Genomic DNA, 12,927 nt, shown 5'->3' with positions numbered 1-12,927 from the left:
CGCTCCGAACCCAGCGCGCGTCGTACATCTACGTGTCGGCGGTGAGTCGTGACGTCACCGACTCCCAACCGCGGCCACATGTGGTCGATGGACAACATCCGTCCACGCCTCGAGCAGCTCGGCGGCTTCAAAGCCACATCGAGTACCCAGTTTCAGGCGAGATGCCCCGTTCACGACGACCGTCACGCTTCGCTGTCTGTCACCTGGACTCCGGGCCACCACGGTTCTGGAATGGTGCTGCTGCGGTGCCATGGCTGCTCAGCGACGGCCGCAGAAATCGCCGAGCGTCTCGATATCGGTGTGTCCGATCTGTTCGACGAACCCTTGCCGAGTCGGGATCCGAGCGCACCGCGTGTCGGTAGATCCCCGCAGCAACGGGCAGCGGGCAAACGACGTGGGCGTCTGGGGCGTCTGCCTGCTCGGATTGCCGGTCCGATGCCGGAGCCCGAGGTCGAGCACTCTTGGTCGGAAGTTGCGCGCTATCCCTACACCGATGCCGACAGCGTATTGGTGCAGGAGGTCATCCGCGAGGAGTGCACCTCGTGCGGCGTCAAACACAAACGATTCCGGCAGTTGTTCGTCGGTCCGAATCGCACGTACGTCAAACGTAAGCCTGCGGTGTTCACTCCGGTCCTGTTCGCGATGCCGCAGCTGCAAGCGGCGCTGTCGGCCGGCCAGCCGGTGTGGCTGCTCGAGGGCGAAAAGGATGTCGAGACCGCGATGCGTCTCGGTCTGTGCGCGACCACGAATGCCCAGGGTGGCCTGAACTTTCCGCCACAGCTCGCCGAGGTGTTCGCCGGTGCCGCAGTGCGCGTTGTGCTCGATCGTGACGCCGCAGGATACGAGCGCGGCATCGAACTGGCGTCGCTGCTCGGCGCAGTTGATGCCGAGGTACAACTGCTGCTACCCGGCACAACAGATGACAAATCAGACTTCACAGATCACGTCGAGGCCCAGCTGTGGGATCCGGACGATATGTGGAACGGGTTGATTCCCGTCCATGTCGGTGAGGTTGCGGCACATGCTGCGCTGGCCAAGCTGCGCGGCAAGGCCGCCGAGGTCGAAAAGGCGGCTCAGGAAGCGGCTGCGCGTGCCGAGCGCGGGCGAGTATCAGGTCACCAGGATGAGTGCGCAGACGAGATCCGCCTCGCTGGGCGCTGGGCCGTCGAGGCGGAGCGCCTGTTCGAGCCGTTGAGCGAAGCCGTCGATGCGGTGCGTAGTTTCGCTGCCGCTGAGGGCACGAAGTGGTCGCAAGAAGCGGTCGATGCCGCTACCGCTGTGTGGCGTACTGCCCGCACGGCTGCCCGTGCCGCACACGATATTTCGCGCACTCCGATTCCACCGCTGCTGCACGACGAGGACGAGCACGACGCGGTGCCGCCGGCGACCGGATCCAGCCACATCGACGCCGGTGAATCGACACATCCGCTCCCTGACGGACCCCGACTGCACCTGGTCGGGGCGGCCACCCGCGGCGCTCAGATATCTGCACCGACGTATCGGGTCGTAGAGGGAAGCCTCGTCGAAATCGTCACCAACCGAGATGGCGAGCAGACCGCCAAAATGGTGCTCAGCATCGATGCTCGGATCGTGGAGATGGAATACCTCGAATCGCAGGACGACGGCCTCGACGTCGACGCACCGACCCTGCTCGGACGCGAAGATATCGTCGGGCAGCGGGAAGCCAATCCGCCGTCGCCCGAACAGCTTTCCGCTGTCGTCATCGGGTACACCCATCCCGATACGGGCGAGTTCATGCGTATGCGGGTGGACGCACAGGACTATCGGGACTGCACCTGGGCGGATTCTCTTCCCGGGCCGCCGACGTACGACTCCAAACCCTCTGGAATCGCCAAACTTCGCGACGCCCTGAAAGTGGCGGGTGGAGTGACGATTGCCCGGACGGTTCGATTCCGTTCCACCGGTTGGCGTAAGGACCGAAACGACGAGTGGTTCTACGTGCACGCGGGTGGCGCTATCAGTGCTGCCGGTGCCCGTGTTGCGCCGGTTCTGCTCAGTGGACCGCTCTCGCGTTACGACCTGCCGTGCCCGATCGCCGATGCACCTCGATTGCGTGATGCCTTCATGGTCGATTCGGGATCGATGCTGACGCGTCTGCCGGTGCGAATCGCTGCTCCGTTGCTCGGGCACGTCTTTCGCGCGGCCTTGGGACCCAACCCCTGGGTTCTTTCGCTCATTGGTTCGCCCGGTTCGTACAAGACCTCGATCGCGTCGATCGCGATGCATCACTTCGGTGAGCTGTGGGATCGTCGGCGGCCGGCATCGTCGATGTCAGGTAACGGTGACACTCTCAATGCGCTTCGCATCAAACTGAATTCGTCGAAAGATGCGCTGTACTGGGCCGATGATGTCGCTCCCACACGAGACTGGGGGGCTGCACAGAAAGCGCTCGAAGAGTTCGCGCGCATGGTCCACAACGGCGAACAACGGAGCCGTTCCAGTCGCGACGGGTTGAGCATCCTCGACGGCACCGCCCCCCGATCGTCCGCGATGGTGACCTCCGAGGTCATGCCTCGACCAGGGTCCGGCGCTCAGCGCATGTTGGTGGTGCCGTTGCAGTCCGACGAGATCGAACTCGACGAGCTGATTCGACTCGACAGTGAGCAGTCTCGACATGGACGCGCCCTGCTGATGGCCTCGTTCCTGCAGTGGTTGTGCCCCCGCCTCGAGGAACTGCGGGAAAAGGTCTTCAACGAGGGCGCGCACTACGCCGAGGGCTTACGTGAGCAGGGTGAGACCGTGCGCCAGGCCGAAGCGGTCGGTGCAGTGTGGGCAGGGTGGCAGGCGTTCACCGCTTTTCTGCTCGATGTCGGCGCGCTCGATGCCGATGAGGTCGAGCAAGTTCTCGACGTCGTCGACGGCGGATTGCACGACGCGGTCGTCGCTGCGGCCGATCCCGATCTGCCTTCACGTACCGGGGCGCGGGTGCGCGAGCTCCTTGCGCACGCACTGCGTACCGGGTTGGCCTACGTCGACGACGTTCGTACCGGTGAAGCACCCGACCGCCCGCTCGCCGGCCGGTTGGGGTGGCGACGGACGTTGGTCTCGGACTATCAGGACGTCAAGAAGTACCGCGAAGACGCACGCGGGATCCGGTTGGGGTACGTGCTCACCGACCCCGGACCACGCGACGGTGAAGCGCAGCTGTTGATCGAATCGACTGCCCTCGAACAGGTTCTGAAAGCCGCGGCATCGACGATGTCCGATGCTCCACAGATCGATCGAGGCACGGCGCTGCGGGCCCTCTACGACGAGGGAGTTCTGATCGCCGAGGAACGCGCAGGCAAGACACCCCGTTACACCGTCCAACGCACCATCCATTGTGAGGAACGGCGGCAGCGGATGACCGCTCTCCGTCTGTGGGCGATCCTCGGCGACGGCCCCGACGACGGTCAGATCGGCATCTTCGACGCTGATGGCGGACCCGACGATGCACCGGACGGTACGACACCGAGCGACGTTCCGGGTTCGACCTCCGCAGTGGCCGACCTCGCGACGTTGTTCTCGGTATCGAACAGCGACACCTCATCGACGACGGGCAGCTCTCGTGCCAACGACGCGGAAGCTACGTCTGACAACTCCGAACAGGAGGACATTCCAGTGGGAAGCTACCCCGATGCCGAGGGCCATATCGCTGTGGCAGAACATATTTCGCCGAGCGTCCCGTGCGTGAAGTGCGGAGTGGGCTCGGGCCTTCGCTTCGATGGCCACGTTCTGCACGCGCAGTGCTGGTTCGGAAGCACAGCTGCCTCCCGCGCTGCACTGGTTGCCGATACCGCAGCCGCAGCGAAGCCGCCTGCACCCGCCTCCACTGGCCCGCGGCCGTCGAACGAACCTGCTCGTCGAGCTGCTTCCGAGGCCGCCGAGTCGAGTGCTCCTACGGTTGCGCAACCCAGTGCGCCGCTCGAGACCACGCAGCCTCGGCGTTCAGCTCCCGCGAAGACCGCGGCCAACCCGTTCGCTGCCCCTGCCGCCGTCCTGGACGTCGATGGCATTTGGATGCCCGACGGAAGTCGAATCAATTTGCCACAGAACATCTCTCACGTCGGTCATGTCGCCGCGCTGGTGCAGGAGCTGCGTCTGGGCACTCAGACTTCGTCGTGGCAGAGCGAACCGGGACAGATCTGGGTGACCGCGGCGATGACCGAGAAGTTCGGGGTGGATCTGAGCACGCTGAGCGACGATCCGTCGCAGCGACGCAAAGACGTCGGCGAGGCCACTGCCGGCACAGCGTTCGTCACAGATGCAATCGCCGACGGTTGGACCCTGGGCAAGCCCGGTGACCGGCTCGGTGCGTGGACCCGTGTGTGGCGCACCCAGGGCGAGCACCGCGGTGTGTGGGTCGTCCTGGCTGCCGGCATGAACGCCGATCCACGCGATATCCCTATTCTCGGAGACCGACCGTCCCCGAGCAAACTCGCGCGTCGATTGTCGCTGTTCGCCAGCGCGTTGAAGATGCCGTGGGTGATCACCCCGCAGTCCACAGGTTTCGACCTGATGATCTCGACTCGATTCAAGGACCGCGAGCGGATGTTCGGGGCACAGACTCCCGTCGGCCCGGCCACCATCAGCTCCCTCGAGGACGATTACGCATGGTCCCGCAAACCGACCAGCGACGAGACATCGATGATCTACGTCCACGCGTACGACCGAGGAGGCTCGCATGCTGCGGGAATCGCCGGTTTGGAGATGCCGATCGGATCGGCCACTCATCATCCAGACGGGCGAGCGTTCGACAAGAAGCTGCCGGGCTATTGGCGGGTAGAGGTTCCCGAGGCAGGGGACTGGCGCATCCCACATCCATTGATGCCTCTCGGCGGCCGGCCGGGCCTGCTGTGGGTGACCACACCGAGTCTGCAGGTCGCCGGAGAACTCGGCTACGAGCTCGAACCTGTCGAGGCCTACGTGTGGAACGAACATGGCCGAGTACTCGATCCGTGGTACGAGCGAATCCGGGACGCACGAACAGCTTTGGACGTCGACGACGTCGACGCTCAGTTGGCCAGAGATCTGCTCAAGGGCGTCTACACGCGCACGATCGGCCAGATGGGGTCCTCGGTTCATATGACCGGACGAGCAGGTTTCTCGCCTGAGCGACGCCATCACATCATCGCCAAAGCGCGGGCGAACATCACTCGTCGCATCGTCAAGATCGGCACCGTCTCCGACCGGTGGCCGGTGGCCATCACGAACGACACGGTTCTCTACACCAGCAACGATCCGGATCCGATCGCGTCCTGGCCTGGGGAGGACAAGCAGCTCGGTCGAGGGTTCGGCCAATACAAGTGGGAGGGCTCCGCTCGACTCGGCGATCATCTCGAGTTCCTCGTCGGTGGCCGCTACAAGGGCAAGGAAGCGCTGACGATGAACTGGGATGCCACGACAGGCAAGGGGGAATAGCCAATGGCCGGGCGCAAGCATGCTGGCTTCAAAGAGAACCTGGAAGCAGACGAACGCCGACGCAGCTCACTGTTCCAGGGCTTGACGGGCAGGCGTGGTGCCGATGTCTCCGGCAAGGCCGGCACCACCCCTGACATGCGTGGGATGCTCCTCGCCGCGTACGGCCCGGGCACTCGGGGCGGGGTGAACACTGCCGCAGCTGCGCGCGATCTCGGAGTCTCACGTCGTACGGTGGAACGCTGGGTTGCCGCCGAGGGACGCCAGCGAATCTCGAAGCCGAAGGCCGAGACTCTGAGCAAGCTCACCACCAAGTCGCGGCAGGCAGCGACGACGCAACAGGGCCGGCGCGCCGCCATCAAAGCTGTCCGAGAGAGCAAACAGGGCAAGTCGATCGCCAAATACGGTGCGCGCGTACAGATCAAGGGCCGACAAGGCGTCGCCGGTGGGGGAGGGTTCTACATTCGCAATCGTTCCATCCAGATCCCCCCGGATCAGAGTGGTATGTCGCCATCCGATGTCGAGTCGATGTGGTCGGCGTACGAACGCGGCGGCGACAAAGCGCTCTCGAAGTGGCTCAGCGGCTACGCCAGCGATCGGTACGTCGACGGATGGACCTTCGAGAGCATCGACAACATCTCCATCGACCCGGTCTGACCATAAGAGTCTGCGAGTTCAGGTGTTCGGAGTGTCCGGTGCAACCGCTACGGTATCGGTGGAATCGCGCACGGCAGCGCTCTGCAGGAGGGATCAGAAAGACATGTTCGAGACCAAGTCTCAGCAGTGGAAGACCCGCGTCGTTTCTGCGTTGGCGGGTCTGATCCTCGTCAGCATGGCTGTGCAGGCCAAAATGGGATACGGCGTCTTTCTCGGACCACTCCATTAGAGCGACATGAACCCGAAGCGGCCGCGGTGGACCAAACGACAGCTCGAGGTCGCATTCACCGCGTGCTACGGCCCCTTGGTCAACGGTGGTGTCGATATCGACTATGTCGCAGCGGCATTCGGGGTGACTCGCCGTACCGTTCAGCGTTGGCTGCAGGGCTCACCTCGCGCTCGAGCGGCCATTCCCGTCCGCCGGTTGCAGCAACTTCAATTTCCCCTTCCTGAAATCCGACGTGTCGAACAGCAGACCCTCGACAATGCACGAACTGTCTTGACCGGGCTCGATCTTCCCCGTGGCCGCGGTGTCCGCAAGGAATGGCGAGAGCGACGATGGCTGGACCCCCATGTCGTGGCGATCCTCCGTCCCCACGGCTCTCCGGACCTGCGGCAGGTAGCGATCGCCAGAGGCGCACCACGCCCCGTCGCGGCACTACATAAGCGGGGCCCGCTCGATGACTTCGTCACCGTTCCCACCCGTTTCCACGCCGACGCCCTCGTCGGTGAACTGCTCGACCGCGTCGGCCCATGGCGGCTCTATCCGGACGACCGTGTCGTCGAGCTCGGCCGAACCCGCGTGTGGGCCGCATGGGCACCACCGATCGACCTACCCGCTATTGCCCGCGGTGCGGGCCTACTCGACAACTGATCAGCCTCGACCGCCGTACCCACGCTCAGTACTCGTATCCGCACCCATGACTGTCCTGTGTCGCCGCGACGAGAGAATGTCAAAGAAAGAGTGAATCGCGATGAATCGCAACAACAACTGGAACTCAAGCCTGTATATCGCTGCTGTTCCGCTCGGGCTTGCTGCCGCCTACCTAGTCGTGTGTTGGCCTTTCGAGGCATTAGTCTCGGTTCAGAGGCATCTCGGTACCGGATCCGAGGTAGTCACCGAGTCGACCCCGCCGACGATGCCCGGCGCTCAAATTGGCTTCCTAATTCTCTTCTTCGCCGCAGTTGCCGGTCTCGCTCTCGTCGCGGCGGTGCGCCGGTTCATCGAACCGAACGAGACCGAACCGAACAGCTTCCCTGGGACGTGGCGAGCGCGGACGCTGATGAGTGCAGGATTGTTCCCCATCGGCCTGTGCATGGCCTCGTTGCTGTCCCCCGAGGATGCCGAAAACCTTTCGCGCACCAGTGACTACGGCAACCCGGCACAATGGTGGAACAGTGCGCACCTTCTCGTCGCCGGCTTGGCCGAGGAACCGTTCTTCAGTGCGCTTCCGGTCTTGTTGCTCTTCGGGGTCGTCGGACTGGTCTGGCGCGTCCAGCCGTGGATGCTCGGCATCGTCATCGCGAGCTCAGCTCTGTTTCGAGCCTCCATCCATCTGTACCAGGGAACAGGGCAAGCGTTGTCGGCGTTCGTATGGGGCGCTGTGGCCGTCTACGTCTACTATCGACTCCGCAGTCTCACGGGACTCGTTCTGGCCCATACAGCTTGGAATGCATTCGTCATTGCGAACAATGGTGACTACACCGCGGCTCAGATAGTGATCGGCGGGTGTATCGCATTCACCGCCCTGTGGTCGATTTACCGACTGTCGAACACACCCACCCTCAAGCACGCCGATCTAGCACGCCCGACGGCAGCGGCCGGCCACTTTTCGATCACCACCAGCGAAGGACATTGATGAGGAATCTGACAACCATCAAACGTTGCGCGGTGATCGGCAATGCGGTGATCGGTATCAGCGCCTTCACAAAGAGCGGAATATCGTTGTGGCAGCTCGCTACTGCCAGCGGATACCCGGCAACACTGGGATGGGTTCTGCCACTGGTGCTCGACGGAATGGTAATCCTCGCAACACTCATGCTCGTCGTCGACGCCTCACACCGCTGGTTCGCGTGGGCCTTGCTGATTCTCGGGTCGATCGCATCGACGGCCGGCAACATCGTGCACGTCTCGATGGTGGACTACAGCTCGACCTTCACCGTGGCCGCGCTGGCCGCTGCTGCGCCGCCGCTGGTGCTGCTGGTCACCACGCACCTGATGATCCAGCTGGTCCGACTCGAAGCATCAGCTGTAGACGACAGCACCGACCAGCGTCACTCGGCCCCGAACAGCTCCACAGAGGCCGAAACAGCCGTTCTGTGTGTCCACGTCCTGAAACTGGCCAGCGAAGGCCACGAGCACGCTGCAGTGGCCACCAAGACCGGGCTACCCATTGAGGTCGTCGACGCAGTCATCGCAGCCGCCGAGGACGAACTCCAGATCGGCTCTGAGGAGGATCGATACCTCGCCCCGGCATGAGTTCCCCGTCGGTCTACTTCATTCGCGAGCTCAGTTCGTCGAAGAATGCTGCGAGCATCGACGGCGCGTCGGGGCTCTCGAACTCTTTGCCCCCGAACCGATAGACCTCGTATCCCGCTAGCCGGAGACGTCGGTCTTCGGTGACCATCTCGGCGTACAGCTGCGTGCTGGCGCGGCCGTCTTCGTTGGCGTAGTGCTGACGACCGTCGACCTCGATGACGACGCGTTTTCTTGCACTGAAGAGCAGCAAGAAGTCCATGCGTTGGCGTTCGAGGGGACTGCTGCCCTTGCGTTGATACTTGGTGTACGGGTCGTAGTGGAGGTAGACCTGCGGGATCAGAGCGGGAATACCGAAGCCGTGCTCTCCGTATCGACGTGAGTAGACGTCCAAGACCATCCGCTCGGGTTCGTTCTTACCGAGGCTCTCTCGCAGCCGTTTGTACAGTGACCGCCCGACATCGCGATCGTCCGTGTCTGCCATTGCTTGGTGCTCACGCCACCACTGAATCAGCTCCTGAAAGGACAGGCCGGCCTCGGTTATCGGTCTGTCGTAGACCAGGCAGAACTCAGCATTCTTGGTGATCAGGATGTCGTTGCTGACCGCGTCGCGGAGCACCATCTCCGGTTTGGGACCATTGGCCGCGAAAATGAGGTTCTTTGCGGGAGAATCGACACCGCTGGAGCCCTTTTCGTACTCTGCGATCAGCACCGCGAGCCCGTGGTCCGCGACGTCGCATTCTGCAAGCACGCGACGCGCCAGTGCGACGAGCTGGGGGATCTCGAATCCTACGAGGTAACCATCGATCAGCGACCGCTTGGTGTCGGCCTCAACCGGGGTACCTGTACCTGCCCACGTCAGGTCGAGTTCGTCGGGTAGGACCACTTCGAGGGCGGCTCGCGAGAACCCATAGATCAAGGTGTCCTCGATCGCCGACCTGAGCGTTCTGGTCGACACGATCACCCGTCGCGGCGGCTCCTCCGAGAGGCCGGCCGCAAGTGAATCCCAGAAGCTCATCGGTCAGAGGCTCCGCGGGCGGCCATGTTGAGCGGAGCGCTTACCGGCGTCGATGGCCTGGATCCAAACGAACTTCGGCGAGAATCGCCCAGAGCTTGGCGTCGTCGCCGTCGTCTCGGTGATCGGCGATGGCCTGCACGAGGGTGTTGATGACCTCACGAGAGCGTGGATTGAATCCGGCAGCTCGCGCACCAGCCCAGGCCAGGGGGTCGTCGACCACCTTGTCGAGCCTGTCGAGGGCGTGGATACACAGGTCGTGGAACTTGCCGGCACGTTTGTATTGGGCGTCGTCGAGTTCGCCGGTATCGAGCGCTGCTGCTGCTTGCTCGACGTAGACATCGATGATCGCGTTTGCGCGATCGTTGAGCTGCGGATCGAAAGTGAGGGTGTTCCAGAATGCACGCCAATTGGCTGTATCGCCGGCGGTGTTCGAGCGCGGCAGGAGGTTGTCACGAATGATCGCAGCCAGTTCCGGGTCCGTCAGTTCGCTGATCGCTCGGGCGTCGGCGGAATTCGAGGGGAGCGGGGCCGGCGTCTTGCTTCGACGCCATGGCTCGGGCTCGGTCATGTGTGCAGCTTCCCTCTCGAACGTCGCGGTTGGTGCGTTTTTCGTCGGCGGCCCGTGAGATCTGCTCCGGTATTTGTATCACTCGAACAGGACACTTCGGTCTGCTCTTTTGGCCGCTTCGTGAACTTACCGCCCGGCGCACCCGCTGTCCCCGGCACCGGGTGCGCCGGGGACATTTTCGCTTGTCAGGTGCTGTTTTTGTCGGTGTGTCGGGGTAGGTTCGAGTTGTTCTGTTGATCGGGCGGACTGACCATCTGCCCTTGTGTTAGCCCTGGGAGGGTTTCGTCGTGAGCGGTGTGTCGAGCGAGAACGCGGTGTCGGGTAGCGAGATGGTGTGGCGTGAGCGTGTTGCGTGGGCGTATCTCGCTCACGTGGCGCGGGGGCAGGGCTCGTTGGTGCATCTGGCGGTGTCCTTATCGGGCGTGGAGGCTGCAGCCGAGGCTGTGCGGCATCGGGAGGTGTCGGAGGACTTGTTGCGTGCGACGGCTCGCTCGTGGGACTACTCAGGTGCCGAGGCAGACCTCGAGACGGCGGCAACGCTGGGAGCACGATTGGTCACTCCTGCGGACGCTGAGTGGCCGCAGCGGCTGCGGATGGCCGGATGGCTGGAGGGATCGACTCCGGTCGCTCTGTGGGTTCGTGGACAGGGCGCGCTGCCCGGTGCTGATGTGTCGGCGGTGGCGCTCACCGGCACCCGGGCTGCGACCGCTTACGGCGAGCATGTCGCGTCGGAATTTGCCGGGGATCTGGCGATGCGTGGGGTGGCGGTCCTGTCGGGCAGCGGGTTCGGGATCGAGGGAGCGGTGTTGCGGGCAGCGTTGGGGGTCGGTGCAGGACCGGTAGCGGTAATGCCGTGCGGCTTGGATCGGGCGTATCCGTCCGGTCACGCTCGGTTGCTCGAGCGCGTCGCGGAACAGGGTGTGGTGGTGAGCGAGTACTCGTTCGGTGCAGAGCCTCGACGAGAACGATTCAACGGGAGTGGCGCGCTGCTGGCGGCTCTCTCCGATGCGGTAGTGGTGCCCGAGGCCGGGTCACGCGGACGTGCACTGTCTGTGGCCAGGGAAGTGCACAGGCTCGGGCGGGCGGTGTACGCGGTACCAGGGCCGGTCACCTCCGCAGCGTCGAACGGATGCCATACGTTGATCATCGACGGTGTGGCGCGTCTTGCAATGTCGGCTGCTGGCGTGTGTGCTGATCCGAACGTCTCCTGATCGGCTCGACACCGATCCGAAAGTGTGGTCGGGTATGGACGTGAGCCCTAGATGGGCCTCGGAAGCCGACTCCGCTCCCGAGGAGTTAGAGCGAGAGCCTTTGTCGCTCTGATCCTTTCGCTTCTCCCTAGACGTTCGACAACAGGCTCGCCCAGCGAAACACATGGGCGGGCCTGTTGTCTTTCCCCACCGAGCCCCGGCGCACTCGGTGCGGTCCCCGGCACCGAGTGCGCCGGGGACCAAATGTGTTGCGCGTGAGCCGTTCTTGTCGGTGGTCTCGGCTAGATTGTGGGTGTTCTGTTGATCGGGCGGACTGACCATCTGCCCCTGTGCCCTGAAAGGGGTTTGTCCGATGTCCTCTGTTTTTCGTATCTCCTCACCCGCTGATGCTGTTGCCGTGGCCGTGATGCTGGTCCGCTACGTTCCCGAGAACGAAATGGTGGTGTTCACCCCAAACTCGACAGGCGGGGCCGTCATGGCCTGCCCGCTGGGGGAGGAAGCGCCGATCGGTGGTGCCCCGTTGCTGGTGCCCAGCGGTCACCCCGTGCGTGATCTATCCGGACCGCGCGTGGTGGTCGTGTTCGGCAGTGACACACACGCCGATGCGGCATCGATGGCCGTTCTCCACGAGTTCTCGGGCGATGACGTTGCTGTGTTCCAGTTCCACGAGGGACGTGCGCGCCGCTACTTGATGAACGGGGTACTGGCGGGACCGCACGAGGTCGGCGAGGCGGTCGACCTGACGGCTCACCCCTACGTGGTCGGAGCGTTGCTCGAGGGGCAGGTACGTCTGGCCTCTCGCGCCCAAATCCGCGCGGGCTTCGTTGCCGAACAGTTCGGTGCCGAACGCGCCGCGAGTGTGGTGGACATGATGCGGGCTGCACGCGGGGCGTTCCCGGCAGTAGGGCCGATCTCGGCCGCAGAGACCATCCACCGCGAGGTACTCGCCGGGTATCTCGATTCAGGCAACCGCGGAATCGAGATATCGGATTACCACGCTGCGATGCTCGCAGCCGCCGCCTCTGACGTGCGCGTGCGCGATGTGCTGTTCGTTCACTTCACCGAAGCCAACGCCGCAGTCCTCGGCGAACTGTGGCGGCAGGTTGGCGCGGTGTTGCCCGCCAGCGAGGCAGGCCCCGCCTTCGTCCTCGCTTCGCTGAGTTACTGGATCGGACGGGAGGCGGTGCCGGCGCGGGAGGCAATGAACGTTGCCCGTGGGCTCGCCCCCGATCATTCCTTGGGGCAGCTGCTCGAACGCGCATACAACGCGGGAATCAACCCGGCGCTGTGGGAGCAGATTCGGCCCGCTGCGCTCGATGCAGAATCCGAGCGATCCCGTAACGAATGACTTGAATGCGATTGATCCGAAACCGGTTTCGCTGAATACACCATGCATCGGCGAGCCGGTTTCGGTTCGACCGCCCTCGAAAAATTCTCGATTGCAAATTGCAAATTGAGCGCGATCGAATAACAGATGCAACCGCGAAGGCGCGCAGCGCTTCGACCGAGTCCGCGAGTTCTTCGGAACGGCTTGCCGTTTCGCCTGCAGCGGCGGGCGCGCAGCGCCCAGCCCCAGCCC

At 63.7% G+C, this 12,927-nt stretch carries 10 protein-coding genes; 8 read left to right on the top strand and 2 right to left on the bottom strand.

Annotation, left to right across the window (positions count from 1 at the left end):
- The first annotated feature begins 48 nt into the window (after positions 1-48).
- The 6 genes from CH273_RS22040 (at position 49) to CH273_RS22015 (ending at position 8,554) form a co-directional block, all read left to right on the top strand.
- Positions 49-5,421: a telomere-binding protein gene (locus CH273_RS22040; RefSeq protein WP_032364989.1), complete on the top strand. Its 5,373-nt coding sequence runs from the start codon at positions 49-51 to the stop codon at positions 5,419-5,421.
- Between the two features lie 3 nt (positions 5,422-5,424).
- Positions 5,425-6,075, top strand: a complete 651-nt coding sequence (locus tag CH273_RS22035) for a helix-turn-helix domain-containing protein (RefSeq protein ID WP_015586063.1) — start codon at positions 5,425-5,427, stop codon at positions 6,073-6,075.
- Between the two features lie 103 nt (positions 6,076-6,178).
- Positions 6,179-6,304 (top strand): hypothetical protein, encoded by a 126-nt coding sequence (locus CH273_RS28240; protein WP_254924250.1) that lies wholly within the window; start codon positions 6,179-6,181, stop codon positions 6,302-6,304.
- 6 nt (positions 6,305-6,310) lie between these two features.
- Positions 6,311-6,949 carry a hypothetical protein gene (locus tag CH273_RS22025; protein WP_015586061.1) on the top strand — a complete coding sequence of 213 codons (639 nt, stop codon included), beginning with the start codon at positions 6,311-6,313 and terminating at the stop codon, positions 6,947-6,949.
- 100 nt (positions 6,950-7,049) lie between these two features.
- Complete coding sequence (locus CH273_RS22020) at positions 7,050-7,934, top strand: CPBP family intramembrane glutamic endopeptidase (protein WP_015586060.1); 885 nt, start codon at positions 7,050-7,052, stop codon at positions 7,932-7,934.
- Positions 7,934-8,554, top strand: coding sequence for a DUF2637 domain-containing protein (locus CH273_RS22015; RefSeq protein WP_015586059.1), 621 nt, complete (start codon positions 7,934-7,936; stop codon positions 8,552-8,554). The genes CH273_RS22020 and CH273_RS22015 overlap by 1 nt, the downstream gene beginning before the upstream one ends.
- A gap of 13 nt (positions 8,555-8,567) precedes the next feature.
- Here the strand turns inward: CH273_RS22015 and CH273_RS22010 are convergent, their stop codons facing one another.
- Both CH273_RS22010 and CH273_RS22005 read right to left on the bottom strand, forming a co-directional pair.
- Entirely contained in the window at positions 8,568-9,569 is a 1,002-nt protein-coding gene (locus tag CH273_RS22010) for a hypothetical protein (RefSeq protein WP_072692241.1), read from the bottom strand.
- Positions 9,570-9,609: 40 nt separating this feature from the next.
- Positions 9,610-10,137 carry a hypothetical protein gene (locus CH273_RS22005; RefSeq protein WP_015586057.1) on the bottom strand — a complete coding sequence of 176 codons (528 nt, stop codon included), beginning with the start codon at positions 10,135-10,137 and terminating at the stop codon, positions 9,610-9,612.
- Between the two features lie 287 nt (positions 10,138-10,424).
- On the opposite strand from CH273_RS22005, the gene CH273_RS22000 reads away from it, so the two are divergent.
- Both CH273_RS22000 and CH273_RS21995 read left to right on the top strand, forming a co-directional pair.
- Positions 10,425-11,348 carry a DNA processing protein DprA gene (locus tag CH273_RS22000; protein ID WP_052047799.1) on the top strand — a complete coding sequence of 308 codons (924 nt, stop codon included), beginning with the start codon at positions 10,425-10,427 and terminating at the stop codon, positions 11,346-11,348.
- A gap of 352 nt (positions 11,349-11,700) precedes the next feature.
- Positions 11,701-12,696, top strand: coding sequence for a DUF4192 family protein (locus tag CH273_RS21995; RefSeq protein WP_015586055.1), 996 nt, complete (start codon positions 11,701-11,703; stop codon positions 12,694-12,696).
- The last annotated feature ends 231 nt before the right edge of the window (positions 12,697-12,927 follow it).

Source organism: Rhodococcus sp. 05-339-2, from assembly GCF_002258965.1.
Lineage (GTDB): Bacteria > Actinomycetota > Actinomycetes > Mycobacteriales > Mycobacteriaceae > Rhodococcoides.
The sequence above is the reverse complement of the archived record's forward strand: the minus strand, read 5'-3'. Positions and strand labels throughout refer to the sequence as shown.

What these genes read in the sequence shown, in the direction of transcription:
- CH273_RS22035 (WP_015586063.1), top strand. Translation starts at nt 5,425, where the DNA reads ATGGCCGGGCGCAAGCATGCTGGCTTCAAAGAGAACCTGGAAGCAGAC.
- CH273_RS28240 (WP_254924250.1), top strand. Translation starts at nt 6,179, where the DNA reads ATGTTCGAGACCAAGTCTCAGCAGTGGAAGACCCGCGTCGTTTCTGCG.
- CH273_RS22025 (WP_015586061.1), top strand. Translation starts at nt 6,311, where the DNA reads ATGAACCCGAAGCGGCCGCGGTGGACCAAACGACAGCTCGAGGTCGCA.
- CH273_RS22020 (WP_015586060.1), top strand. Translation starts at nt 7,050, where the DNA reads ATGAATCGCAACAACAACTGGAACTCAAGCCTGTATATCGCTGCTGTT.
- CH273_RS22015 (WP_015586059.1), top strand. Translation starts at nt 7,934, where the DNA reads ATGAGGAATCTGACAACCATCAAACGTTGCGCGGTGATCGGCAATGCG.
- CH273_RS22010 (WP_072692241.1), bottom strand. Translation starts at nt 9,569, where the DNA reads ATGAGCTTCTGGGATTCACTTGCGGCCGGCCTCTCGGAGGAGCCGCCG.
- CH273_RS22005 (WP_015586057.1), bottom strand. Translation starts at nt 10,137, where the DNA reads ATGACCGAGCCCGAGCCATGGCGTCGAAGCAAGACGCCGGCCCCGCTC.
- CH273_RS21995 (WP_015586055.1), top strand. Translation starts at nt 11,701, where the DNA reads ATGTCCTCTGTTTTTCGTATCTCCTCACCCGCTGATGCTGTTGCCGTG.